17 protein-coding genes are annotated in these 25,218 nt (G+C 65.7%); 12 read left to right on the forward strand and 5 right to left on the reverse strand.

Translation table 11 applies throughout. The annotated features are described in order from the left end of the window. The first annotated feature begins 114 nt into the window (after positions 1-114). Entirely contained in the window at positions 115-639 is a 525-nt protein-coding gene (locus tag BLV20_RS02240) for an SgcJ/EcaC family oxidoreductase (RefSeq protein WP_092296376.1), read from the forward strand. A gap of 272 nt (positions 640-911) precedes the next feature. On the opposite strand, the gene BLV20_RS02245 is transcribed toward BLV20_RS02240, so the two are convergent. From BLV20_RS02245 to BLV20_RS02260, 4 genes are all read right to left on the reverse strand, one after another. Then, positions 912-1,211: a YceK/YidQ family lipoprotein gene (locus tag BLV20_RS02245; protein WP_092296379.1), complete on the reverse strand. Its 300-nt coding sequence runs from the start codon at positions 1,209-1,211 to the stop codon at positions 912-914. Positions 1,212-1,458: 247 nt separating this feature from the next. After that, positions 1,459-2,754 (reverse strand): NAD(P)/FAD-dependent oxidoreductase, encoded by a 1,296-nt coding sequence (locus tag BLV20_RS02250; protein ID WP_092296382.1) that lies wholly within the window; start codon positions 2,752-2,754, stop codon positions 1,459-1,461. After that, positions 2,751-3,839: a polyamine ABC transporter substrate-binding protein gene (locus BLV20_RS02255; protein ID WP_092296385.1), complete on the reverse strand. Its 1,089-nt coding sequence runs from the start codon at positions 3,837-3,839 to the stop codon at positions 2,751-2,753. Before BLV20_RS02255 ends, BLV20_RS02250 begins: the two co-directional genes overlap by 4 nt. Before the next feature lie 494 nt (positions 3,840-4,333). Beyond that, positions 4,334-5,692 carry a glutamine synthetase family protein gene (locus BLV20_RS02260; RefSeq protein ID WP_092296388.1) on the reverse strand — a complete coding sequence of 453 codons (1,359 nt, stop codon included), beginning with the start codon at positions 5,690-5,692 and terminating at the stop codon, positions 4,334-4,336. A 163-nt stretch (positions 5,693-5,855) separates the two neighbouring features. Between BLV20_RS02260 and BLV20_RS02265 the strand changes: the two genes are divergently transcribed. Next, positions 5,856-6,761 carry a helix-turn-helix domain-containing protein gene (locus BLV20_RS02265; RefSeq protein WP_009043999.1) on the forward strand — a complete coding sequence of 302 codons (906 nt, stop codon included), beginning with the start codon at positions 5,856-5,858 and terminating at the stop codon, positions 6,759-6,761. 39 nt (positions 6,762-6,800) lie between these two features. Here BLV20_RS02265 and BLV20_RS02270 read toward each other — a convergent pair whose 3' ends face one another. Continuing rightward, positions 6,801-9,515, reverse strand: a complete 2,715-nt coding sequence (locus BLV20_RS02270) for a patatin-like phospholipase domain-containing protein (RefSeq protein ID WP_092296391.1) — start codon at positions 9,513-9,515, stop codon at positions 6,801-6,803. A gap of 286 nt (positions 9,516-9,801) precedes the next feature. On the opposite strand from BLV20_RS02270, the gene BLV20_RS02275 reads away from it, so the two are divergent. The 10 genes from BLV20_RS02275 (at position 9,802) to BLV20_RS02320 (ending at position 25,214) form a co-directional block, all read left to right on the forward strand. After that, the gene (locus tag BLV20_RS02275; RefSeq protein WP_092296394.1) at positions 9,802-11,946 is read left to right on the forward strand and encodes a phosphocholine-specific phospholipase C; all 2,145 of its coding nucleotides are present in this window, start codon (positions 9,802-9,804) and stop codon (positions 11,944-11,946) included. 227 nt (positions 11,947-12,173) lie between these two features. Next, positions 12,174-12,683 (forward strand): sigma-70 family RNA polymerase sigma factor, encoded by a 510-nt coding sequence (locus tag BLV20_RS02280; protein ID WP_092296397.1) that lies wholly within the window; start codon positions 12,174-12,176, stop codon positions 12,681-12,683. Beyond that, a complete protein-coding gene (locus BLV20_RS02285; protein ID WP_092296399.1) occupies positions 12,683-13,657 on the forward strand; it encodes a FecR domain-containing protein in 975 nt (324 codons plus the stop codon). Before BLV20_RS02280 ends, BLV20_RS02285 begins: the two co-directional genes overlap by 1 nt. 68 nt (positions 13,658-13,725) lie before the next feature. Continuing rightward, the gene (locus BLV20_RS02290; protein ID WP_092296402.1) at positions 13,726-16,140 is read left to right on the forward strand and encodes a TonB-dependent receptor; all 2,415 of its coding nucleotides are present in this window, start codon (positions 13,726-13,728) and stop codon (positions 16,138-16,140) included. Positions 16,141-16,495: 355 nt separating this feature from the next. Further along, on the forward strand, positions 16,496-17,872 hold the full coding sequence (locus tag BLV20_RS02295; protein WP_092296993.1) for a diaminobutyrate--2-oxoglutarate transaminase: 1,377 nt from the start codon (positions 16,496-16,498) through the stop codon (positions 17,870-17,872). Between the two features lie 236 nt (positions 17,873-18,108). Continuing rightward, complete coding sequence (locus BLV20_RS02300) at positions 18,109-19,908, forward strand: IucA/IucC family protein (protein WP_092296405.1); 1,800 nt, start codon at positions 18,109-18,111, stop codon at positions 19,906-19,908. Beyond that, positions 19,901-21,121 carry a type III PLP-dependent enzyme gene (locus tag BLV20_RS02305; RefSeq protein WP_092296408.1) on the forward strand — a complete coding sequence of 407 codons (1,221 nt, stop codon included), beginning with the start codon at positions 19,901-19,903 and terminating at the stop codon, positions 21,119-21,121. The genes BLV20_RS02300 and BLV20_RS02305 overlap by 8 nt, the downstream gene beginning before the upstream one ends. A gap of 2 nt (positions 21,122-21,123) precedes the next feature. Further along, a complete protein-coding gene (locus BLV20_RS02310) occupies positions 21,124-22,539 on the forward strand; it encodes a DHA2 family efflux MFS transporter permease subunit (RefSeq protein WP_092296996.1) in 1,416 nt (471 codons plus the stop codon). A 24-nt stretch (positions 22,540-22,563) separates the two neighbouring features. Next, positions 22,564-24,447, forward strand: coding sequence for an IucA/IucC family protein (locus tag BLV20_RS02315; protein WP_092296999.1), 1,884 nt, complete (start codon positions 22,564-22,566; stop codon positions 24,445-24,447). Beyond that, on the forward strand, positions 24,441-25,214 hold the full coding sequence (locus tag BLV20_RS02320; protein WP_175540125.1) for an HpcH/HpaI aldolase family protein: 774 nt from the start codon (positions 24,441-24,443) through the stop codon (positions 25,212-25,214). The genes BLV20_RS02315 and BLV20_RS02320 overlap by 7 nt, the downstream gene beginning before the upstream one ends. The last annotated feature ends 4 nt before the right edge of the window (positions 25,215-25,218 follow it).

A 25,218-nucleotide genomic window follows, 5' to 3' on the forward strand; every position in this document is an offset into this window, starting at 1 on the left:
TGCTGGCCATGGGCCTATCTGCCGAATGGCATAGGCCGTAGGCACCGGTTGGCCGATGGCGAGGTTGTGCCGGGTGGGCAAAGTAGGCGCATTGAAACCCACTGGAGCGTTCCGATGAAACTGCCAACCACCGCCATCGCCTTGTTGTTCGCCCTGACCGCGCCCCTGGCCCAGGCCCTGGAAGCCACGCCTTATGTGTACCGCACCGTCGCCGAACAGCCGCAGAACCAGGGCGACCGGGAGATTGCCGGCCTGTTCGATCGCTGGAACGCGGCCCTGCAAACCGGCAGCGCAAAAAACGTAACCAGTCTTTACGCCGCCGATGCGATCCTCCAGCCGACCGTGTCGAACCAGGTGCGCACCACCCCGGCGCAGATCCAGGACTACTTCGAGCATTTCCTCGCGGGCAAGCCGGTGGGCCAGATCAACTACCGGGAAATCCGCCGCCTGGGCCCGGATGCGGCCATGGACAGCGGCGTCTACACCTTCACCCTGAGCGAGGCCAGTGGCGCGACCCGCCAGGTGCAGGCGCGCTACACCTTCCTCTACGAGCGCATCGACGGCCAGTGGAAGATCCTCAACCACCACTCTTCGGCCATGCCCCAGGCACAGCCGCAATTGCAGGCCAGCCATCACTGAGCAACCGCTGCCGCGGCCTGAAAAAACGCCGGGACTTGAGCCCGGCGTTTTCCTGTCCGCAGCCTTCCTGGCAATAACGCCTCGAGGGCATGCCGAACCGGCGTGCATCCCCTGAAGCGCCCTGACGCGGCTATGCGGCCACGGCCTGCGGTGGCGAGTGCGGGCAGGGCTGACTGTTGGGTTGGCTGCGGGCGATTGTCGATTCTTGGAAAGCGTGGGCCGGCCAGCGCTGGCAGCGGTGCATTCGAGGCCACCATCGAGCGGCCGCGGTTTCAGTAATAAACGCCCTTGGCGTCGTAGGGCAGCAGCAGGGTATCGACCGCCGCATCCACCGGCAGGCTTACCACCGCCACCAGCGGGCAGACGATGCTCACCCAGCAGAACATCGTGGTGTAGCCGTCATAGCCGCTGGCGCCACGCATGGTCAGCAGCTGGACATTCTCCTGGGTGCCTTTGTAGAGGTCGTAGGAGCTGTGCTGACTGCGGGCTATCAGGGTGCCGCAGCCCGAGAGGGCGAGTGTCCCGAGCAGGACGAGAGCCGTGAGCGCTTTGATGATGCCATTCCTTAGCAAGCCGATTCGCGGCGCGCATCTTCGCATCGCGCAAGGTTTCGGGCCAGCTTGAATGGCAACGTTCGCAGTGAGCTGTCGGCGATGACGGTGGCGCAGTTGAAATCGCTTTCGCCGGCAAGCCTGGCTCCTACGGGGTCGGAGGGCGTTCGCTAATGTGCGGCTGGCACGCGCTTGCGTAGGAGCCAGGCTTGCCGGCGAAGGCGTCGGCCGCCTCAGCCAAGAAACCGCGGGCCACCCCGTTGAGCTGTCAGCCCAGCACCTCGCGCAACCGATGCCACAGCATGCCCAGCGCCAGCAGCGGGGCGCGCAGGGCCGGGCCGCCGGGGAAGGTCATGTGCGGCACTGCGCTGAAGATGTCCAGGCCCTGGCTGTGGCCGGCGTGGATGGCTTCGGCCAGCAGGCGCGCGGTCCAGTGGCTGACGTTGACCCCATGCCCGGAATAGCCCTGGGCGTAATACACGTTGGGGTATTGGCGCAGGCGCCCGACCTGGGGAAAGCGGTTGGCGGTGATGCCGATCATGCCGCCCCATTGGTAGTCGATGCGCGTATCCGCCAATTGCGGGAACACCTTGAGCAGCTTCGGCCGCATATAGGCGCCGATGTCCGCCGGGTCGCGGCCGGAGTAATGGCAGGCGCCGCCGAACAGCAGGCGGCGGTCGGCTGAGAGCCGGTAATAGTCGAGGCCGACTTTCTGGTCGCACAGCGCCAGGTTCTGCGGGATCAGCTCGGCGGCCAGGACCGGTGCCAGGGGCTCGGTGGCGATGATGTAGCTGCCCGCCGGCAGCACCTTGCCGGCAAGGCGCGGCTCCAGGCCATCCAGGTGGGCGTTGCAGGCCAGCACCAGGCTTGCGGCGCGCACCGTGCCGCTGGCGCAACGCACCTGCACGCGGTCGCCATGGATCAGTTCCAGCACCGGGCTCTGTTCGAAAATCCGTACCCCCCGCGAGCGGGCCAGGGCGGCCTCGCCGAGCACCAGGTTGAGCGGGTGAAGGTGCCCGGAACCCATGTCCAGCAGGCCCCCGGCATAGGCCGTGGACGCCACCACCTGGGCCATGTCCTGCGGCGGCACCAGGCGGGTTTCATGCACGTAGCCCAGCGCCGCCAGGTGTTCCTGTTCGGCTCTGAACGCGGCGAACTGGGCCGGGGTGTTGGCCAGTTCACAGAAGCCCCAGCGCAGGTCGCAGTCGATGCCGTGTTCGCGCACGCGCTGGCCGACCAGCGCCACCGAGTCGATGCCGGCCTGCTCCAGGTAACGCACGCCCTCGGCGCCGACGTAGCGGGCGAAGCCGCTGACGTCGTGGCCGATGCCGCGGATCAACTGGCCGCCGTTGCGCCCGCTGGCGCCCCAGCCGATGCGCCGGGCTTCCAGGAGAATCACCGAGAGGCCGCGCTGTGCCAGCTCGATGGCGCTGTTGACCCCGGTGAAGCCGCCGCCGATCACGCAGACGTCGGCTTCCAGCTCGGCACTCAGCGGCGGGCAGTCCGGCATGGCGTTGGCCGTGGCGGCGTAGTAGGAGCGGGTGTGGTGGCTGTTCGGATTCATTTATTGGACTTCACTTTGCTCCAGGCGCGGGTCATCAAGCGCATGGTCTGCGGGCTCTGGGTGCTGGAGATGTACAGCTTGTCGAGCACCGCCTGGGGTGGATAGACCTCGGGGTTGCTCACCAGCTCGGGGTCCATGAATGGCTGCGACGCCGGGTTGGGGTTGGCGTAGCCGACGGAGGCGCTGACCTTGGCGATCACTTGCGGGTCCAGCAGGTAGTTGATGAAGGCATGGGCCTCCTTGGGGTTGCCGGCGTCCGCCGGGATCGCCAGCAGGTCGAACCACAGGTTGCTGCCTTCCTTGGGAATCGAATAGGCGATCTTCACCCCGTTCTTGGCTTCCTGGGCGCGATTGGCGGCCTGGAACACGTCGCCGGAATAACCGAAGGCCAGGCAGATGTTGCCGTTGGCCAGGTCCGAGACGTACTTGGAGGAGTGGAAGTAAGTGATGTACGGGCGGATCTCCAGCAACTTGGCTTCGGCTTTCTTGTAGTCCTCGGGTTTTTCGCTGCGTGGGTCCAGGCCCAGATAATTGAGCATCGCCGGGAACACCTCGTCCGGCGAGTCCATCATCGATACGCCGCACTGGCTGAGCTTCTTCAGGTTCTCCGGCTCGAAGAACACCGACCAGGAATCGATCCGGTCGACGCCCAGCACCTGCTTGACCTTGTCGACGTTGTAGCCGATGCCGTTGGTGCCCCACAGGTAGGGCACCGAGTATTGGTTGCCGGGGTCGTTTTGCTCCAGCAGGGCCAGCAGTTTCGGGTCGAGGTTCTGCCAGTTCGGCAGTTGCGCGCGGTCGAGCTTGAGAAACGCCCCGGCCTTGACCTGGCGCGCCAGGAAGTGGTTGGACGGCACCACCACGTCATACCCGGTGCGCCCGGCCAGCAGCTTGCCCTCCAGGGTCTCGTTGGAATCGAAGACGTCGTAGACGACCCGGGTCCCGGTCTTGGCCTGGAAGTCGGCGAGGGTGGTCTCGCCGATGTAGTCGGTCCAGTTGTACACGCTGACTTTCGATTCGGCCTGGGCCGTGGCGCCGAACAGCACCGTCAGGGCCAGCGGAACCACCGATTTCCATACACGCATAGCAATACCCCTTTTTGCGGTTGTTATTGTGTTTGCCAAATTCATGAAGCCCTGTAGCCGCTGCCGAGCGCCAGCGAGGCTGCGCTCGGCGGCGCAGCCGCCGCAAAACCAGCCCACGCGGTGTGCCTGATGCAACGCGGAGCCTGCTTTGCGATGGCTGCGCCATCGATCGCAGCCTCGCGTTGCTCGGCAGCGGCTACAGGCCAGCGAGCCTAGACGCTGAGCGTTGCGTGATCTCTTTCTGCCGTTTTCATTGCGCTTACCAATTAATGAACCCGCCCGTCCTCCGTAGCCGCTGCCGAGCCCGCGAGGCTGCGATCGGCGGCGCAGCCGCCGCAAAACCGCGCACGCGGTGTGCCTGATGCAACGCGGGGCCTGCTTTGCGATGGCTGCGCCATCGTTCGCAGCCTCGCGCTGCTCGGCAGCGGCTACAGCTACAGCGCGGTATGCGCAGTGTTTGCGGTGTGCACGGCAGCGCGCGAATCGCGCAGGCTTCAAACGCTGAGCAGCAGGAACTCGCGCTCCCAGGAGCTGATGACGCGCTTGAAGTTTTCGTGCTCGGCGCGTTTTACCGCCACGTAGCCGCGCACGAACTTGCTGCCCAGGTACTGTTCGATGGTCGGGCACTCTTCCATGCGGGTCAGGGCGTCTTCGATGGTGATCGGCAGGCGCAGGTTGCGTCGCTCGTAGGCCCGGCCTTCCACCGCGGCGCTCGGCTCGATGCCCTCGACCATGCCCAGGTAGCCGCACAGCAGGCTGGCGGCGATGGCCAGGTAGGGGTTGGCGTCGGCGCCGGGCAGGCGGTTTTCCACGCGCATGGCTTCCGGGCCGGAGGTCGGCACGCGCAGGCCGACGGTGCGGTTCTCTTCGCCCCATTCGACATTGACCGGCGCCGAGGTGTCCGGCAGGAAGCGGCGGAACGAATTGACGTTGGGCGCGAACATCGGCAGCACCTTGGGGATGTACTTCTGCAGGCCGCCGATGTGATGGCGGAACAGCTCGCTCATGCGGCCATCGGCGTCGGCGAAGATCGGCTTGCCGGTGGCGCTGTCGACCACGCTCTGGTGCAGGTGCATGGCGCTGCCGGGTTCGTCGGCCACCGGCTTGGCCATGAAGGTGGCGGTGACGTTGTGCTTGAGCGCGGCCTCGCGCAGGGTGCGCTTGAACACGGTGATCTGGTCGGCCAGGTCGAGGGCATCGCCGTGGCGGAAGTTGATTTCCATCTGCGCCGGGCCGTCTTCGTGGATCAGCGTGTCGAGGTCCAGGCCCTGGGCTTCGCACCAGTCGTAGACGTCCTCGAACAGCGGGTCGAATTCGTTGGCGGCGTCGATGGAGAACGACTGGCGTCCGCTCTCGGCGCGGCCCGAGCGGCCCAGCGGGGCTTTCAGCGGCAGGTCCGGGTCTTCGCAGCGCTGGGTCAGGTAGAACTCCATCTCCGGCGCGACGATCGGCTGCCAGCCTTTGTCGGCATAGAGTTTGAGGACCTTTTTCAACACGTTGCGCGGCGACAGCTCGATCGGGTTGCCGAACTTGTCGAAGGTGTCGTGGATGACGATCGCGGTCGGCTCGATGGCCCAGGGCACCAGGTAGATGCCCGAGGCGTCGGGGCGGCAGACCATGTCGATGTCGGCCGGGTCCAGCAGGTCGTAGTAGATGTCGTCGTCGACGAAGTCCCCGGTTACCGTTTGCAACAGCACACTTTCCGGCAGGCGCATGCCTCGCTCATGCAGGAACTTGTTGGTGGGCGCTATCTTGCCGCGGGCGATGCCGGTCAGGTCGCTGACCACGCATTCCACTTCGGTAATCTTGTGTTCTTTCAGCCAGGTAGACAGCTGATCGAAAGGGGCATTCATAAAGACCTCGTCAATGATTGTCGGAGACGCGCACAGCGTTTGGAGTCACCCGGCAAGGCTTCCCCTGTGGCGCGTTGACGACTATCTTGAGCAAGCCTCGCGGTTCCATCTATCCACTTTAAGCAGCACCAAAGCGCACCAAAAGAGTGCGCAAGGTTCCTTCATGACAGCGTCGACAGCTCTCCAGGTCCAGGCCTTCAACACCTTCGATGTGGCCGATCAGATCCGTGCCACCCCGGGTTGGGTGCAGCATTACCAGCAGATGTCGCCCGGGCATTTCGCCGGGCAGGTGCGCTATCTGGACCTGCAAGGGGTGCAGATCTACGAGGAATGCATGAATACCCGGGTCGAGCAGAATTTCAGCGCGCCCGAGGATTCCCTGGCGTTCTGTTTCGATCGCAGCGACAACGCCCTGTACCTGCTCAACGGTGAAAGCCGCAACATCTGGATCACCCCCGAGAACTACCAGGAAATCGCCGTGGTGTTCGGCCCGGAATTCGTCCGTGGCCACGGCCTCGACGCGCAGCGCCTCGACGGCCTGTTCCTGGCGCCGCTCAATTGCGGGCAGAACGCCCTGTTCAGCCGCTGGCTGAGCACGACCCTGACGCGCCTGTCGCAGACCCTCGACCCGCCCAGCCGCGAAGCCCTGACCCAGCAATTGCTTGAGGACTGCCTGTTTATCCTCGACAACGCCTGTGTGCGCCTGGACGGCGGTGGCCTGCGCCGGCGCGCCGAGGAGCGGGCGATCATGCAGCGGGTCGCGCAATGGGCAGCGGACGGCCCGGAAGACAGCCTCAACCTGCTGGAGCTGGCGCAGGTAGCCGGGGTTTCCCTGCGCCAGTTGCAAGGCGCGTTCAAGGCCTTCGCCGGCATGGCGCCGACCCAGTGGCTGCGCCTGCGCCGGCTGAACAGCGCGCACCGCGAGCTGCTGCGCCGCGGCCCGGACGAAACCACCGTGGCCGAGGTGGCCATGCGCTGGTCGTTCTGGCACCTGGGGCGGTTTTCCAGCAGCTACCGGGCGCTGTTCAAGGAACTGCCGAGCGAGACCCTGCGCCGCGGCCAGCGCTGAAGTCCTGGCCGCCGGCGGGCAGGGCCGTCGCTCGAAGGTTCATCGGGCGGGACTCTTGTCCGCCGAAGCGCGGCGCTGGCCATTGCGGCTCGCCCGTGGCGCCTTGGGCTCGTCGTCGAGGTAGGCGCTCCGGGCGGGGTGTTTGCGCAGGTAACGCCACAGCGCCCGGGCGACGGCGTCGCCGTTGACCCCATTGCCGAAGACCTGCTGGCCAATGCTCAGGCCGAGCTGGCGATAGCTTTCGAACTGCGCCTCGTCGAAGAACTGGTCGACGGTGGGCTGGTTGGGGAAAGCCTTGTTGATCAGCGCGTAGTTCTGCACATCCGGCGATACCGAGGCGATCAGCCGCGGCTTGAGCACCAGGATGCGACTGAGCAACGTGTCCGGCGCCAGGCAGGAATAGACATTGAGCAGCAGCGCGCAGCGCTGGTCGGCCTGTGAAGGCGCGGTCTTGAAATACGCCATGCGCGCGAACACGCTGCCCAGCACTTCGTCGTCGACGATCCCGGTGTCTTCGCGGATCTCCAGGCCATGGTCGATGCGCGCCAGGCGGATCAGATTGCTCAGGTCGTCGAATTGGTAATCGGGATCGCAGCCACAGTCGCACAGCACGATCAGCTCGACCTGGCGCTCCTGGCGCAGCAGTTCATAGGCCGCCGTGTTCTCGAAGTGGCCGCCATCGGAGAGGTACTGATAGGTGCGCCGGTGGCCATGGAAGTGCGCGGTCAATTCGTAGAACAGGTAGGTCTGGGTCGGCAGCCAGCGGGACAGCTTCAGGCCCAGGGTCTGCCTGGGCTTTTGCGGCTTGCCTTCGACAAAGCGGCTGGGCCACCAGTTGCCCAGGCGCACGTTGGCCAGGCCCAGCAGCAGCGACATACCGAGGCTGGTGGCGCGCCCCAGGCCGGTGGTAAAGGCCGCGCCGGAGATGCCGATCCATTGGCCGATGGTCAGCGGGTAGGCAATTTCCGAAGCAGGGGCGTTGTCCAGGTCGCGCGGATAGATCTTGCCGTCGAGGATAAAGGTGCCTTCGCCCTTGACGCTGCCCGGTGCCAGGCACAGCGGCTTGCCCTTGCGGTCGCGCTGCACCAACTGCTCGGCGGGGTCGACCGTGAGGTTCATGGTGACGTTGATCAGGTGCAGCGGGCCGGCGCTGGGCGTGCCGTAATAGTGCTCGACGCTGATGTCGTCGTTGCTCAGCGGTTCGGCCACGCTCATGTGCTTGCGCCGTTGCTCGGGCGTGCCGTCGAAGCGCTTGCCGTTGGTGGCGCCCATGTAGGCGCGAACCAGGCGCGCACTGTAGTAGGACTGCAACGACGAGGTATTGAGGAAGCCGACGAAGCGGCTGCTGACCCAGGTCAGGGCCGCGGTCACGCCCGCCAGCAGGGCCAGGCGCAGCACGTGCCCGTCTTCTTGCAGGCGGATGCTGCCATCGGCGGTGACCCACACCACGAACAGCATCCACACCAGGCAGACCGTCGCCAGCAACAGCAAGCCGCCGACCAGGCTCATGACCTCCAGGGGCAGTTGGCGCCACCAGTCCGGCAGGCTCTTCTCGTCGCGCAACAGCGCCAGGCGGCGCACCAGCCAGATCAGCAGTGGCAGGACGCCCAGCGCGCCCTGGGTCAGGGTTTGCAGATGCATGTAGATCGCTTCGGACAGCGACACCAGGAACGCGGCGAACAGCACCGCGCCGAGGAACATGATGATCTGCGACAGCACTCGTGTGACCGCGACCCGGTAGTTGCGCACGGTAAAGATCCCGTCTTCATCGTTGGCCTGGCGGGTCTTGTACTTCAGGCGCCAGATCAGCAGCCGCGCGTAGACAATGCCGAGGACCGCGAGCGCGGCGAAGCCGAGGAACAGCTTGCGCACGTTCGCCCCGTCACCTGTCTGTAGCAGCACGGCCCAGATACCGACAAATGCCAGCGCCATCACCAGGCAGGCCACGGCGGCCAGGTTGCTCAGGGCCGGCGGGTTGCTCAGGCTGTTTTTCGGCAACACCAGCCAATAGGCCAGGCAGCAGGGCAGCAGGCCAAAGACAAACACCGCGCCGGGCAGCAGGTACAGGTTGGGCAGGCATTGCACTTGCAGCAGCATCAGCAAGGACAGCAGCAAGACAATCGGCATGCCGATGACGAAGTGTAGCGACAGCCAGTTGCGCCAGGTGATCGCCAGGGCATAGAGCGCGTCCCCCGAGCCGGTCGGGGTCAGGTAGCGGCCGTTCTCCCGCAGCCAGGCCGTGGGTCCCTTGCCGATGTCTTTGTCGCTGACGCTGGCGTAGTCGGTGTGGGTGCTGATACGTCCCGGCGGCTCGTAGTGCAGGACCTGATAGGCATTGACCGCCGCGGTCCTGGCCGCTTGCTGGGCGGGCGACAGGGGCGAGGCTTCGGCGCGCTCCTGGGCCTGCTCCCGGCGCAGGCGGTTGGGGATGAACAGGCTGGAGAAGAAACTGCCGATATAACCGCCGCCGCTGACCGTGGAGAGGTAGTCGAAACGCGGCAGCAGGGTGGTGGTGAGGTTGTCTTGCGGTGTCTTCGACGGTCGTGGGTTGGCTTGTTCCGGCGCATCGGCCCGGGCCAGCGCCTGCAGCACCCCCAGGCAAAAGGTGGCGCTGCGGATGCCACCACCGGACAACGCCAGGCCCCAGGTCTTGAGGGGCTGGCCAGCGGGCGCGGGAAGGTATTTGAGGCCCAATGCGCTACGGCGGTTCTCGATGCGCTTCCTTTCTCCCTCGTAATGCTGGGTCGAGTCCATTTGAATGCTCCTTGCAAACAAAGTAGTGGCACAGTGCTTAGTAAAGCAGAACCGCCCCATATTTCTTTGAATGCAGGGAAGTCTCCGGGATCAAGTTCACGAAATATTCTTCATTTAGAAATGTTATTAAAAATCATCGTTTTAGAGCGTTAATGCAGCGGTATCGCTAGCCATGGACGGCTTGACCCCGGCCTGCAACGGCCGTGTAACTTGCCTGTTACTTGAGGTCACTACTTTGCGTGGGTCGCTATTTCCCGCCCTGCAACTTCAAGGAATTCAACCGCGTATGCCTACTCTCACTCGCAGGAAGCTCATGCAGGCCGCCGCTATCGGCTCGGCCTTTACCTTGCTGCCAGACTCCATCCGCCAGGCCCTGGCCATCCCTGCCAATAACCGCACGGGCACCCTCCGTGACGTCGAGCACGTGGTGATCCTGATGCAGGAAAACCGCTCCTTCGACCATTACTTCGGCACCTTGCCCGGGGTGCGCGGCTTCAGCGACCGCTTCACCATTCCGCTGCCCGGCAAGCGCTCGGTGTGGGAGCAGCAGGGCGTCGGGCGGGTGGTGCTGCCGTATCACCTGGACAGCTCGCGGGGCAACGCGCAGCGGGTCGACGGCACGCCGCATTCGTGGATCGACGAGCACGCGGCCTGGGCCAGCGGCCGCATGAGCGCCTGGCCGACCTTCAAGACCAATACCTCCATGGGCTACTACCGCGAGCAGGAGCTGCCGTTCCAGTTCGCCCTGGCCAACACCTTCACCCTGTGCGATGCCTACCACTGTTCGGTGCACGCCGGGACCAACCCCAACCGCCTGTTCCACTGGACCGGCACCAACGGCCCGACCGGCGCCAACGTGGCGGCGGTGGTCAACGAATGGGACGGCCCGGGCGCGGTGGACGTCGGCTACACCTGGAAAACCTACCCCGAGCGCCTGGAAGAGCGGGGCGTGAGCTGGAAGATCTACCAATACCTGCCGGACAACTTCGGCGACAACCCGCTGGCCGGTTTCCGCGAGTACCGCCGCGCCAGCGTGGCGGCCGGCAACCCGGCGCAGCCGCCGGAAGGCTTCACCGCCTTCGTGCCCTACAGCGATGCGCTGAATGCCCAGGTGCCGCTCTACAAGGGCAACGGCAACACCCTGCCGGCGCGCAGCAGCAGCGACCTGGAAGGCATGCTGGCGGGGTTTCGCAACGATGTGCAGCAGGGCAAGCTGCCCAAGGTCAGCTGGATCGTCGCCCCGGCGGCCTATTCCGAGCACCCGGGGCCGTCGAGCCCGGTGCAGGGCGGCTGGTTCACCCAGGAAATCCTCAAGGCGCTGACCGACAACCCCGAGGTCTGGAGCAAGACCGTGCTGCTGGTCAACTACGACGAGAACGACGGTTTCTTCGACCATCTACCGTCGCCCTCGGCGCCGTCGCGGCGCCTGGACGGCAGCTTCGCCGGCAAGTCCACGGTGGACTTCGACAGTGAAGTGTTCACCCATCCGGCGCCGCCGGGGACCACCCAGCAACCGCGCCCGGACGGCGGCGTCTACGGCCCTGGCCCACGGGTGCCGATGCTGGTCCTGTCGCCCTGGAGCCGCGGCGGCTGGGTCAACTCCCAGGTGTTCGACCACACCTCGGTGCTGCAATTTATCGAGAAGCGCTTCGGCGTGCGCGAGCCGAACATCAGCGCCTGGCGCCGTGCCGTGTGCGGCGACCTGACTTCGGCCTTCAACTTCGTCAATCCCAACAGCGAGATCCTCCCGCCGCTGCACACCACCACCCGCCAGGCCGCGGACCTGCTGCGCCAGCGCCAGGAACAACTGGCCCAGGTGCCGCTGCCGGACCCCAGCCGCCAGCAATTGCCGCAACAGCGCCGCGTGGCCCGGCCGTCGCGGGCCTTGCCGTATCGCCTGAATGTCGAGGCCAAGGCCAAGCGCAAGGCGCTGAGCCTGACTCTGAGCCTGCAAAACAGCGGCGAGCAGGGCGCGGTGTTCCATGTCTACGATCGCCTGCACCTGCTGGACATCCCGCGGCGCTACACCGTGGAGGCGGGCAAGCGGCTCAAGGACAGCTGGCAGACCGCGGGGCGCTACAAGCTCTGGCTGCTGGGGCCCAACGGTTTCCACCGCAGCTTTTACGGCAACCTGCTGGAGCGCCAGCCCGAGGTGTCGATGTTCAGCCGGGGCAACAACCTGCAGCTGACCCTGAGCAACCCGAGCAAGGAGCCGGTGTCGATCACCATCGAGCGTTGCCCCTATACCCAGCAGGGGCCGTGGCGGTTCGACGTGCCCGGGCGTAGCGAGATCCACCAGATGTTCAGCTGCCACGCCAGCGGCGGCTGGTACGACCTGACCCTGCGCGGCGAGGGCGGCTGGCTGCGGCGCCTGGCCGGGCGTATCGAAACCGGCGCCCATAGCATCAGCGACCCGTTGATGGGCGTGTAGCCGCGCACCATGCCCGGCCCGCAAGGGGCCGGGCACCGTTTCAACCCCCTCGCCAGGTCTGCCGCCTGGAGTGTTTCATGCCCCTGGGACCATGGTCCCAGGGCACCTGCCGATTATTCCAATCAGACGAAAACCCGAACCCAATCGCACGAAAGGGCTTGGTTTGCTACATGAATATTAATTAGAATCAGTCTCATTTGAATAATCCTTCGCGCAGGGCTCTTGACATGATTGAAGCAGCGACGCCAACGGAGCAAAGCCTACATGCCCTGTACCGCGATCATCGAAGCTGGCTCGAGAGTTGGTTGCGCCAGCGCATGGGCAACGCCTGGGATGCGGCGGACCTGAGCCAGGACACCTTCCTGCGGGTGCTGACCAGCTCCCAGCAGCTGGTCGACTTGCGCGAGCCGCGGGCCTACCTGGTCACCGTGGGCAAGCGTCTGCTGAGCAACTTCTATACCCGGCGCAAGCTGGAACAGGCCTACCTGGACGCGCTGGCCAGCCTGCCCGAAGACAGCGTGCCGTCCCCGGAACAGCGCTGGGTGCTGCTGGAAACCCTGCAAGCCCTCGACGAATTGCTCGACGGCCTGCCGCCGCTGGTGCGCCGGGCATTTCTCTGGAGCCAGCTGGAAGGGCTGGGCTACCGCGAGATCGCCGAGCGCCTCGAGGTTTCGGAACGCACCGTCAAGCGCTACATGGCCCAGGCCTACGAACACTGCCTGCTGGTGGACCTGTGATGCGCCCGGCGCCCTCCAGCGAAACCCGCGAAGTCGCCCGCGCGGCGGCGCAATGGCTGGCGCTGCTGGAGTCCGGCGCGGCCAACGCCGACGATCACGCGCGCTTGCAGCACTGGCGCAACAGCAACAGCCGTCACGAAAGTGCCTGGCAGAAGGCGCAACTGCTGCGCCAGCGTTTCTCCGCGCTGCCTTCGGCGTTGGCCATGGCTACCCTGGACCGGCGCCCCGATCCGTCGCGGCGCGCGGTGCTCAAGCGCGCCCTCGGCGTCGCGGCGCTGGTGCCGACCGCCTGGCTGCTGGGGCGCCAGCTGCCGCTGGACGTGTGGCGCGCCGACCTGCAGACCAGTACCGGCGAACACCGCACCTTGTCCCTGGCCGATGGCAGCTCCTTGCAGCTCAATACCGCCAGCGCGGTCAACGTCGACCTGGGCACCCGGCAAGTGAGCCTGGTGCGCGGGGAAATGGCGCTCAAGGTCACGGGCAGCGCGCCGCTGACCATCCAGGCGCCTTATGGGCGCATCGTCGTCAGTCGCAGCGAAGTCTGCGTGCGCCTCAACGAGCGCGATTGCCGGGTGTCGGTGGTCAGCGGCTCGGTGCAACTGCAACCATTGCACGGCCCGCGGCTGCTGTTGGGCGAAGGCCAGCGGGTGCGTCTGCGGGTGGACGGCGCCGGGCAGATCGATGCCTTCGACGCGCAGCTGCCAGGCTGGCGCGACGGCGTGCTGATGGCGCAGAACCTGCCGCTGGGGGATTTTTTGCGTGAACTCGGCCGTTATCGTCCGGGCCTGTTGCGCTGGGAGCCGGAACTGGAAGCCTTGCGCGTCACCGGCAGTTTCCGTCTCGACAACACCGACCGCGTGCTGTCGCTGCTGGCCGCCAGCCTGCCGCTGGAAGTGCATTCGCGCACGCGTTACTGGGTGACCCTGGTTGCGCAAACTGCGCAGAAAAACGCCGGGCAAAAAAATATTGGCTGAAGCTGTCCCTTTTTTTTTCCTCGCCGGTCATTCCAGGTAAGTGAACAAAAAAACGAGAGCTTCCTCCCATGCCCGTAGTATTGCCATACCGTTTGCGTCCGGTTTCCCCCGGACTGTTGCAGTTGGGCCTCATCCTGACCCTCAGTTCCAGCCCGTTATTCATCCAGGCCAGCTGGGCCGATGACGCCGCACGGCGCAGCTACCAGGTGCCGGCCGGTCCGCTGAGTGCCGCGTTGACCCGTTTCGCCGGCCTGGCGGGCGTCAACCTGTCGGTGGACCCGCAACTGGTCAGCGGCCGCAACAGCAGCGGCCTGTCCGGCGAGTATGGCGTGGAAGAGGGCTTCGCCCGCTTGCTGCAAGGTTCCGGCCTGCAGCTGCAACCGGTGGGCGAACAGGCTTATATCCTGACCCCGGCGCCGCAAGGCAGCAGCCTGCAACTGGCCCCGACCTCGATTCTCGGCGCCAACGGCGCGACCGAGAGCGACGTGTTTGCCGGCGGCCAGGTCGCGCGCCGCGGCTCGCAAGGCCTGCTGGGCTCGAAAGACTTCATGGAAACCCCGTTCAGCATGACCACCTACACCAGCGAGGTGGTGAAGAACCAGCAGGCGCGCACCCTGGGCGACCTGATTGCCAGCGACCCTTCGGTGCGGGCCACCAACCCGGCGGGCGGGCGCTACGAGCAGTTCACCATCCGCGGTTTCAGCCTGTTCAACAGCGATGTCGCCTACAACGGCCTGTACGGCGTGCTGCCGACCTACACCATCGACATGGAAATGGCCGACCGCGTGGACATCCTCAAGGGCCCGACCCAGTTGATCAACGGCATCTCGCCGCGGGGCAGCGTCGGCGGCGGCATCAACGTGGTGCCCAAGCGCGCGACCGACAAGCCCATCACCGAATTCACCGGCAGCTATGCCTCCGACAGCCAGGTCGGCGGCGCGGTGGACATCGGCCGGCGCTTCGGCGAAGACGACAAGTTCGGCGTGCGCCTGAACGCCGTGAAGCAGTCCGGCGACACCGAATGGGACAACCAGAGCGTCGATCGCGAAATGGCCGTGCTGGGCCTGGACTTCCGCGGCGAACGCCTGCGCCTGTCCACCGACATTGGCCACACCGAGCGCGATACCGACGCGCCGCAGGAGCGGGTGCAGGTCGGCCCGAACGCCAAGGTGCCGGACGCCGACGATGTGCGAGACAACTACGCGCAGTCCTGGAGCAAGGCGCGGACCAAGGACACCTTCGGCACGGTGAACGCCGAATACGACGTCAGCGACTCGGTGATGCTGTATGGCGGCGTCGGTGCGCGCAAAAGCAACCACGACTTCCTGCGCCATGCGGTGTCGGTCACCAATGACGCCGGCGACTTCAGCGTGCAGCCGCGCGACTTCACCCGTGACGAAAATGTCCGCACCACCACTGCGGGCGCGCGCAGCTGGTTCCGCACCGGCCCGGTGAGCCATGAGGTCAACCTGGCGGCCAGCTACTTCTACATGGACTTCGAAAATGGCGGCGCGCGCTATGCCGCGTCCCGCAGCAACCTCTACGACCCGGTGCAGACGCCGACGCCGTCCAGGCCGACGCGCATCGACCCCAAGGTCTACACCGAGAACCGCTTCAGCGGCGTGGCGTTGTCCGACACCCTGGGCTTCTTCGATGACCGCCTGCTGCTGACCCTCGGCGCGCGCTGGCAGCGGGTCAAGGTCGACGACTGGAGCGATGGCGTCAAAGGCGACACCGGCTACGACGAGGAAAAGGTCTCGCCTTCGGGCGGCCTGCTGTTCAAGGCCACCGACCAGCTGTCGCTGTACGTCAACTACATGGAAGGCCTGAGCCAGGGCAAGATCGCGCCGTCGACCTCGATCAACGAAGACGAAATCTTCCCGCCGTTCATCAGCCGCCAGATCGAGGCCGGCGCCAAGTATGACGCCGGGGCCTTCGCCCTGACCGCCGCGGTGTTCCGGATCAAGCAGCCGGCCTACGAGACCAACGCCACCACCCGGGTTTTCGGCCCGAACGGCAAGCGCGAAAACACCGGTGTCGAGCTGAGCGTGTTCGGCGAACCGCTCAAAGGCTTCCGCCTGCTGGGCGGCGTCATGTACATCGACAGCGAACTGAAAGACACCACCAACGGCACCTTCGACGGCAACCGGGCACCGGCCACGCCGAAGTACAACGTCAACCTGGGCGCCGAATGGGATGTGCCGCACGTGCAGGGCCTGACCCTGACCAGCCGCGGCATCTATTCCAGCTCGCAGTACCTCGACCAGGCCAACAGCAAGGAAATCGATTCCTGGGAGCGTTTCGACCTCGGGGCGCGCTACGCCTTCAAGGTCGACGAGAAGGACATCACCTTGCGCGCCAACGTCGAGAACATACTGGACAAGCGCTACTGGAGTTCGGCCGGGGCCTCGGACGACAGCGAGCCGGGGTTGACCCTGTCGACCCCTCGGACCCTGTTGCTCTCGGCAACCGTGGGTTTCTAAGAAGCAAAGCGGACAGGCGCCACAGGGAAGGGCGCACCGCCGTGTCATGACCGGTTGCTGGGTCGAGGTAGAAAGTATGTCCGTTATCAGCTAATCAACTTCCGTGCCTCTTGAAAGAGGTGTTGGCCATTTAATGGCAACTAACTAAGTTGTCAGAAAGATGGCAATAACATGGCAGTTTCTTGCGTCATAAATGACGATTTACCAAGTTTATTAACTTGGTTTTTGGCGTGCGCGCGATAATTAACTTATATCCGCAAGTGCTATGTGACTATTCCAAATAAGTTTGAATAAGTAGTTGCGTGCTTTTATTAATGATAATAATTTGCATGTCGAATTTAACGAGGGTGATCAGATGTTGAATGATGGCATATTGCGCACTAGTCCTCTGCAAAAAACCAATGCCGATTATCTGGCCAGACAGAGCAAGTTCGAATCCAATGTGCGCAGTTATCCGCGCAAGTTGCCACTGGCCATCGCCAAGGCGCATGGAGTGTGGGTCACCGACGTCGAAGGCAAGACTTACCTGGACTGCCTGGCCGGCGCCGGCACCCTGGCCCTGGGGCACAACCACCCGGCGATCATGGCCAGCCTCGACAGCTTCCTGGCCTCGGGCCTGCCGATGCATACCCTGGACCTGACCACCGTGGTCAAGGACGCCTTCAGCGAAACCCTGCTCAGCCTGTTGCCGGGCCAGGGCCGCGACTATTGCCTGCAGTTCTGCGGGCCGTCCGGGGCGGACGCGGTGGAGGCGGCGCTGAAGCTGGCCAAGACCTATACCGGCCGGCACAACGTCATCAGTTTTTCCGGCGCCTACCACGGCATGACCCACGGCGCCCTGGCGCTGACCGGCAACACCGCGCCGAAGAATGCGATCGCCGGCCTGATGCCGGGGGTGCAGTTCATGCCGTACCCCCACGAATACCGCTGCCCGCTGGGCATCGGCGGCGAGGCCGGGGTCGAGGCGCTGAGCCATTACTTCACCCAGTTCATCGAAGATGTCGAAAGCGGCGTGTCGCTGCCGGCGGCGGTGATCCTCGAGGCGGTGCAGGGCGAGGGCGGGGTCAACTGCGCGCCGGCCAGCTGGCTGCAGGCGATCCGCGAGGTGACCCGCAAGCACGGCATCGTGCTGATCCTCGACGAAGTGCAGGCCGGCTTTGCCCGCACCGGCAAGATGTTCGCCTTCGAACACGCCGGCATCGAGCCGGACATGATCGTCATGTCCAAGGCGGTGGGCGGCGGCCTGCCCATGGCGGTGCTGGGCATCAAGCGCGAGTTCGATGCCTGGGAGCCGGGCAACCACGCCGGCACCTTCCGCGGCAACCAGATGGCCATGGCCGCGGGCCTGGCGACCCTGCAAGTGCTGCGCGACCAGAACATCGCGGGCCTGGCCGAGCGCCGCGGCCAGTGGCTCAAGGAGCAATTGAACGCGCTGAGCGTGGATTACCCGGCCCTGGGCCAGGTGCGCGGGCGCGGCCTGATGCTGGGCATCGAGATTGTCGACGAGCGCCAGCCGGCCGACCGCCACGGGCATTTCCCGGCGGACCCGACCCTGGCCGTGGCCATCCAGCAGCACTGTTTCAAACAAGGCCTGCTGCTCGAGCGTGGCGGGCGCCGGGGCAATGTGATCCGGCTGCTGCCGCCCCTGGTGATCGACGACGAACAATGCCAGCAAGTGGTCCTGCGTTTCAGCCGCGCCGTGGCGGACGCCTTGTTGCAGTTACGTTCTTGAAGTGCCACTTCGGGAGCGGGTTTGAAGTAATAAGAGTGTGTCGGGCTTCACACTTTTAAGTCTTGATCGAACAACTGCCTGGCGACAGGTTTCGCTGTTTCAAAGTTGCAGGAAAGTGCAAGCGGACGATGGCGTTCGACGGGTGCCTGTCGGCTTTTCAGTGTGGCCGAAGAGCAACTAACTATTTGCCGCGACAGTACGTAACCCGTGACCGCGCGGGCTACTGTGGAGCATGTATGAATTATTCAGATCGCGATGTTTTATCAAAGCATGTTTTATCGAATATGGTCAGTGAGTTGGCGACCACGCGCGCCTTGCTCAATTGCCTGATCAAAGAGTTCGCTTTGCCGGAAAACTGCCTCAGTTACAACTGGCCGGCACAGATGCAAGGCATACCGCCCGGCAGTTACCTGGATGGCCTGGAATGGAAGGGCATCCCGCTGACCATCGACCTGCCCAACCAGCAACAGTTTTTCGTCATGGTCGACCGCCGTGACCGCCTGGGCAGCCACCGTTACCTATCGGATGTGTATGCCCGGCGCGAGGGCGGGAGCTGGCGTTGCCTGGCGTTTGCCGAGTTCGTCGAGCAGTTGCTCGGCGCCTGCGAGCACATGACCCGGGCCAGCAACGACGAGCTGCTGGAGCAGGTGCTGCAAAGCCAGCTGCTGACCGCCGCCATCGTCGCCCATAACATGGATGGCCAGGGCCCGGCGCCGCTGAGCGGCTACCTGGCCAGCGAGCAGGGGCTGTGGTTCGGCCACCCCAACCATCCGGCGCCCAAGGCGCGGCTGTGGCCCGCGCACCTGGCGCAGGAAACCTACGCCCCGGAATTTCAGGCCGAGACCGCGCTGCACCTGTTCGAAGTGCCACGCCAGGGCTTGCGCGTGACCGCGAGCGGCCTCAGCGAAGAGCAGGTCATGGCCGGTTTTGCCGACCAGGGCCGGGCACGCCCCGGGCACGCGATGATCTGCATGCACCCGGTGCAGGCCGAGCTGTTCATGCAGGACCGCCGCGTGCAGCGCCTGCTGGAGCTGGGCGAGGTGGTCGACCATGGGGCCACCGGGCCCGTTGCCAGCCCGACGGCGTCGATGCGCACCTGGTACATCGAGGACCACGACTTTTTCATCAAGGGTTCGCTGAACGTGCGCATCACCAATTGCGTGCGCAAGAACGCCTGGTACGAACTGGAAAGCACGCTGATCATCGACCAGCTGTTCCAGCGCCTGCAGCAGACCCAGCCAGAAACCCTCGGCGGGCTGTCGGCGGTGGCCGAGCCAGGCTCCATGAGCTGGGCCCCGGCCCAGGCCAGCGAGGCCGATGCCCATTGGTTCCGCGAACAGACCGGGGCGATCCTGCGGGAGAACTTCTGCCGCCGCGCCGGTGCCGAGCGCAGCGTGATGGCCGGCACGTTGTTTGCCCGCGACATTCATTCGCGGCCGCTGGTGCATGACTTCCTGCAAGGCTTCAACGCCGGCGAACTGGAGGACGAGCAACTGGTGGACTGGTTCGACCAGTACCAGACGCTGCTGCTGCGGCCGGTGCTGGCGCTGTTCTTCAACCACGGCGTGGTGATGGAGCCGCACCTGCAGAACAGCGTGCTGATCCACGACCAGGGCCGCCCGCAGCAATTGCTGCTGCGGGATTTCGAAGGGGTCAAGCTCACCGACGAGCTGGGCATGGCGCAGATCGAGGTCGGCCTGCACCCGCGGGTGCGCCAGTCGCTGCTGTATTCCCGCGAGCAGGGCTGGAGCCGCATCACCTATTGCCTGCTGATCAACAACCTGTCGGAAGCGGTGCTGGCCCTGAGCTGGGAACGCCCGCACCTGGCGCCGCTGATGTGGCAACGGGTCGAGCAGCAGCTGCGGCGCATCCGCGACGAGCTGGTCCGCCCGGCGCCCGAGCTGGACGCGCTGATCGCCGGCCAGCCGATTGCCTGCAAGACCAACCTCAAGGTGCGCCTGGCCGCCAAGGCCGACCGCCAGGCCGGCTACGTCAGCCTGGGTTCGCCGTGGAGCGAGGAGGCCCGTTATGGCTGAGTTGTCCCAAGCGGTGCTGCGCGCCATCGACCAGGCCCGGGCCGGCAGTGCCGACCCGCTGGCGGCCTTTATCTACGACCTGGACGCCTTGCAGGCCCATGTACGCCAGGTAATGGCGGCGTTGCCGGCCGGGGTCGAGCTGTATTACGCGATCAAGGCCAACAGCGAGGCGCCGGTGCTGGAGGCGCTGGCCCCGCTGGTCAGCGGCTTCGAGATTTCCTCGGGGGGCGAGATCGAGCGCGTGGTGGCCTGTCCGACCCGCAAGCCTTATGTGTTTTCCGGTCCCGGCAAACTCGACTCCGACCTGCGCGCGGCCCTGGCCCACCAGGTGGAAGCGGTGCACCTGGAAAGCCTCAACGAGATCGAGCGCCTGCAACGCCTGGCGGCCGAAGCCGGGCGGGTGCAGCCGGTGTTTATCCGCATCAACCCGCAGTTGCCGCAGAACCAGTCGAGCCGGCTGGCCATGGCCGGCACCGCCACGCCGTTCGGCATCGACGAGGCGGAACTGGCCGAGGCGGTGCAGCGGGTCGACCGCGCCAACCATTTGCGCCTCAAGGGTTTCCATGTGCATGCCATGTCGCACCAGCAGTCGGTGGAGCGCCATGAGCAGTTGCTGGACTTCTACCTGCAGCGCTGGTCGCACTGGAGGGCCCTGGCGGCGCACCCCGAGCAACTGACCCACCTGAATGTCGGCGGCGGCATCGGCGTCGACTACCTCAGCGGCCGGCAGTTCGACTGGCAGCGCCTGTGTCGCCACCTGGAACGCCGGCTGGCGGAGCAGGGCAGCGCGGCGCCGGTGCTGCGCTTCGAGCCCGGGCGGTTTATCAGCGCCTTCTGCGGTTACTACGTGATCGAGGTGCTGGACACCAAGACCAGCCATGGCGAGCACTTCCTGGTGTGCCGCGGCGGCACCCACCAGTTCCGCCTGCCCGCGGCGCAGAGCCATGACCACCCGCTGATTCACCTGCCGCGCGTGCCGCAGCCGGTGCACGCGCCGGAACAGGCCTGGACCGTGGTCGGCCAGCTGTGCACGCCCAAGGACGTGCTCAGCCGGGCCCAGCCGCTCAAGGGCGTGAGCGTCGGCGACCTGCTGGTGCTGCCGATGGCTGGGGCCTATGGCTACAACATTTCCCACGCCGACTTCCTTTGCCATCCACGGCCGGCGCAGCACTTTGTGCGCCAGGGCGAGTTGCTCGAAGGAGCCGGCTTGTGAGTGTGAGCTTCAAGGCGCCGCGCAGCTGGGTGGTGGTCAACGTGCTGCTCGGCACTATAACCGTCAGCCTCAACAACAGCTCGCTGAACCCGGCGCTGCCGGCGTTCATGCAGGCGTTCGCCATCGGCCCGCTGATGGCCACCTGGATAGTCGCGGCGTTCATGACCAGCATGGGCATGACCATGCCGCTGACCAGCTTCCTCAGCCAGCGCCTGGGCCGGCGGCGCCTGTACCTGTGGGGCGTGGCGCTGTTCATCGGCGGCTCGTTGCTCGGCGCCCTGGCCGATTCCATCGCCCTGGTGATCGCCGCGCGGGTGGTCCAGGGGATCGCCAGCGGGCTGATGATCCCGCTGTCCCTGGCGATCATTTTCGCGGTGTACGCCAAGGACGAGCGCGGCCGGGTCACCGGCCTGTGGGGCGCGGCGGTGATGCTCGCGCCGGCGGCGGGCCCGCTGTGCGGCAGCCTGCTGCTGGAGTGGTTCAGCTGGCGTTCGCTGTTTTTGATGAACGTGCCGATCGGTCTCGTCGCGCTGCTGATGGGCCTCGCGGTCCTGCCGGCCTCCGAGCCGGCCGAGCGCAAGCCATTCGACCTGGCCGGCTACCTGCTGATCGCCTCGGGCATCGGCCTGCTGATGGTCGCCATCAGCCGCCTGCACCATGCCGCCGGGTTGCTGGACCCGTTGAACCTGGGGATGCTGCTGGTGGCGGTGCTGTGCCTGGTGGCCTTTGTCCGCCTGGAACTGCGCCGCGAGGCGCCGCTGCTCAACCTGCGGATCTTCGCCCTGCGCGGTTATCGCCTGAGCGTGATCATCGCCGTGGTGCAATCGGTGGGCATGTTCGAGTGCCTGGTGCTGCTGCCGTTGCTGGTGCAGACGGTGCTCGGCTACAGCGCCATCTGGACCGGCCTGGCGCTGCTGTGCACGGCGGTGTTCGCCAGCCTGTTCGGACGCATGGGCGGCAGCGCCCTGGATCGCCACGGGCCGCGCCGGGTGGTGTCCATCGGCCTGCTGCTGACCGGGCTCTCGACCCTGGCCCTGGGCCTGCTCCCGGCCAATGCGGCGATCGGCCTGGTGTTCGCGCTGATGATGCTGCGCGGCGCCGGCCTGGGCCTGTCGTACATGCCGGTGACCACCGCCGGGCTGAACGCCTTGCCCGAGCCGATGGTCACCCAGGGCGCGGCGATGAACAACATTTCGCGGCGCCTGGTGTCGTCCCTGGGCATTGTCATCGCCTCGCTGTGGCTGGAGTTCCGCCTGGTCGAAGGCGGCGTGCAGGCCCAGGCGGGCATGTCATCGGCCATCAGCGAAGTGTTCGTGGCCACCGGCCTGCTGATCCTTTTGGCACTGCCCTGCGCCTGGCGTTTTCCCCTTTCCGACGAGACCGCCGAGGCTGTGCCCGGCGCGCTCGAACACCGTTAACCCTTCTTTGCACAAGGTATGAACATGGCGACTGCAATCTCGACAACCTCAAGCCAGCCCACCGGCCCCGGCGCCTGGCTGGCCACGGTGGATGCGCGTATCGACGAAAAAGTGCAGCAGCGGGTGGTCGGCCAGCTGTTGCAGACCCTGCTGTACGAAGGCGTGCTGGCGTTCGACAGCCAGCCGCTGGACGGCGCCTCGCAGGGCCATGACAGCGGCCAGCGACGTTTCGTGGTGGCCGGCATCGATGGCCAGCAGGCGCGGGTGGAATACCACTGCAACGGCCTGCTCAGCGCCAGCTTCGAGCTGATCCGCCTCGATTCCGCCAGCCTCGAACGCCTCGACAGCCGTGGCCAGCGCAGCGTGCCGGACCTGCACCAGGCCCTGGCCGAGCTGCTCGGCGACTATCAGGACAGCCCGCACCTGGGGCGTTTCACCCAGGAGCTGGAGCAGACCCAGCTCAAGGATCTGCAAGCGCGCAGCCAGGGCTACCAGGCCGAAAAGCCGGCCCACGAGCTGGACGTGGACGCCCTGGAGCAGCACTTCATGGACGCCCACAGCTACCACCCGTGCTACAAGTCGCGCATCGGCTTTTCCCTGGCGGACAACCAGGCCTACGGCCCGGAGTTCGCCACGCCGATCGCCGTGGTGTGGCTGGCGATCGCCCGCGACCGGGCCTCGCTCAACCATTCGCGCAAACTCGACTTCCCGGCCTTTATCCAGCAGGAACTGGGCGCCGCGCGCTGGCAGCAGATCGAGCAGCAACTGGCCAGCCAGGGCAGGGCGCTGGACGATTACCAACTGCTGCCGGTGCACCCGTGGCAGTGGGAAAACGTGATTGTCTCGACCTTCTACTCGGAGCTGCTCAGCGGCGAGCTGATCTACCTCGGCATTTCGGATGACCGCTACAAGGCCCAGCAGTCGATCCGCACCCTGGCCAACGCCACGGCCAAGGAACGGCCTTACGTCAAGCTGGCCATGAGCATGACCAACACCTCCAGCACGCGCATCCTGGCGCGGCACACGGTGCTGAACGGGCCGATCATCACCGACTGGCTGCAACAGCTGATCGCCAGCGACAGCACCGCGCGCCAGCTGGATTTCGTGATCCTCGGCGAGGTGGCCGGGGTCAGCTTCGACTACCAGCACCTGCCGCAATCCCGCGGGCCCCAGGCCTACGGCACGCTGGGGGCGATCTGGCGCGAAAGCATCCATTCCTACCTCAAGGCCGACGAGCAGGCGGTGCCGTTCAACGGCCTGAGCCATGTCGAGAACCGCTACGGTACCGGGTCGCAGCAGCCGTTCATCGACGCCTGGTTCCGCCAGTACGGCCTGCAGGCCTGGACCCGCCAGCTGTTGCAGGTCACGGTGCCGCCGATCATCCACATGCTCTACGCCGAAGGCATCGGCATGGAATCCCACGGCCAGAACATCGTGCTGATCGTCAAGCAGGGCTGGCCGCAGCGCATCGCCCTGAAGGACTTCCACGACGGCGTGCGCTATTCGCCGGCGCACCTGGCGCGCCCCGAACTGTGCCCGGAACTGGTGCCGCTGCCGGCCAGCCACGCCAAGCTCAACCGCAACTCCTTCATCCTTACCGATGACGTCAACGCGGTGCGCGATTTCTCCTGCGACTGTTTCTTCTTCATCTGCCTGGCGGAAATGGCGATCTTCCTGCGCCAGCACTACCAGCTCGACGAAGGCCAGTTCTGGCAGATGACCGCCGAAGTGATCCTCGGCTACCAGGACGCCCATCCGCAGCACCGCGACCGCTTTGGCCTGTTCGACGTGTTCGCGCCGAGCTACGAGGTGGAGGAGCTGACCAAGCGCCGCCTGCTGGGCGACGGCGAGCGGCGCTTCAAGTCGGTGCCCAACCCGCTGCATGCCTACAGGCCGCAATCATGCTGAGAACCAACCAGCTCAAACGCAAACTCGCGGCCGGGCAAACGGTGTACGGGCTGATCAGTTCGATCCCGGCGCCGGCGGCCATCGAGCTGATCGCCGAGGCCGGGTTCGACTTCGTGATCATCGACATGGAACACGTGCTGATCAACCCGGAAACCGTCGAGCACATGATCCGCACGGCCGAGGCCTACGAGCTGACGCCGCTGGTGCGGGTCGCCGACCTCAACCCCAAGACCCTGCTGCGCCTGCTCGACGGCGGCGCCCAGGGCATCGTGCTGCCGATGATCGAATCCGCCGAGCAGCTGGCGGCGGCGGTCGCCGCCTGCAAATACCACCCCCTGGGCCAGCGCAGCCTCAACGCCGGGCGCCCCGGCAGTTTCGGCAAGCACAGCCTGGCGCAGTACGTGGCCCTGGCCAATGAACAAACCATGCTGGTGGCGATGATCGAAAGCGCCGCCGGCGTGCGCAACGCCGCGCAGATCGCCGCGGTGCCGGGCCTGGACATGATCCTCGAAGGCGCGGCCGACCTGTCGCAATCCCTCGGCATGCCCTGGCAGATCGACCAGCCGCTGGTCCAGCAGGCGCTGCTCGACAGCTGGCAGGCGGCGGACCATGCCGGCGTGCCGTATTGCGCCATTCCCCGGCAGCAGGGCGACCTGGGCCGCTGGCGCGAGCGCGGGGTCCGGGCCTTTGTCCTTGGCGACGAACGCGGCATTGCCTTTCGTGCTCTTCAGGCCAGGTTGGCCACCCTTTCTCTAGAAGGAAAATAATCCG

The organism is Pseudomonas sp. NFIX28 (genome assembly GCF_900107395.1).
GTDB lineage: Bacteria > Pseudomonadota > Gammaproteobacteria > Pseudomonadales > Pseudomonadaceae > Aquipseudomonas.

Excerpts from the sequence above, each read along its gene's own strand:
- BLV20_RS02280 (WP_092296397.1), top strand. The coding sequence starts at position 12,174 with ATGATTGAAGCAGCGACGCCAACGGAGCAAAGCCTACATGCCCTGTAC.
- BLV20_RS02260 (WP_092296388.1), bottom strand. The coding sequence starts at position 5,692 with ATGAATGCCCCTTTCGATCAGCTGTCTACCTGGCTGAAAGAACACAAG.
- BLV20_RS02250 (WP_092296382.1), bottom strand. The coding sequence starts at position 2,754 with ATGAATCCGAACAGCCACCACACCCGCTCCTACTACGCCGCCACGGCC.
- BLV20_RS02285 (WP_092296399.1), top strand. The coding sequence starts at position 12,683 with ATGCGCCCGGCGCCCTCCAGCGAAACCCGCGAAGTCGCCCGCGCGGCG.
- BLV20_RS02305 (WP_092296408.1), top strand. The coding sequence starts at position 19,901 with ATGGCTGAGTTGTCCCAAGCGGTGCTGCGCGCCATCGACCAGGCCCGG.
- BLV20_RS02295 (WP_092296993.1), top strand. The coding sequence starts at position 16,496 with ATGTTGAATGATGGCATATTGCGCACTAGTCCTCTGCAAAAAACCAAT.
- BLV20_RS02320 (WP_175540125.1), top strand. The coding sequence starts at position 24,441 with ATGCTGAGAACCAACCAGCTCAAACGCAAACTCGCGGCCGGGCAAACG.
- BLV20_RS02300 (WP_092296405.1), top strand. The coding sequence starts at position 18,109 with ATGAATTATTCAGATCGCGATGTTTTATCAAAGCATGTTTTATCGAAT.
- BLV20_RS02315 (WP_092296999.1), top strand. The coding sequence starts at position 22,564 with ATGGCGACTGCAATCTCGACAACCTCAAGCCAGCCCACCGGCCCCGGC.
- BLV20_RS02290 (WP_092296402.1), top strand. The coding sequence starts at position 13,726 with ATGCCCGTAGTATTGCCATACCGTTTGCGTCCGGTTTCCCCCGGACTG.
- BLV20_RS02240 (WP_092296376.1), top strand. The coding sequence starts at position 115 with ATGAAACTGCCAACCACCGCCATCGCCTTGTTGTTCGCCCTGACCGCG.
- BLV20_RS02265 (WP_009043999.1), top strand. The coding sequence starts at position 5,856 with ATGACAGCGTCGACAGCTCTCCAGGTCCAGGCCTTCAACACCTTCGAT.
- BLV20_RS02255 (WP_092296385.1), bottom strand. The coding sequence starts at position 3,839 with ATGCGTGTATGGAAATCGGTGGTTCCGCTGGCCCTGACGGTGCTGTTC.
- BLV20_RS02275 (WP_092296394.1), top strand. The coding sequence starts at position 9,802 with ATGCCTACTCTCACTCGCAGGAAGCTCATGCAGGCCGCCGCTATCGGC.
- BLV20_RS02270 (WP_092296391.1), bottom strand. The coding sequence starts at position 9,515 with ATGGACTCGACCCAGCATTACGAGGGAGAAAGGAAGCGCATCGAGAAC.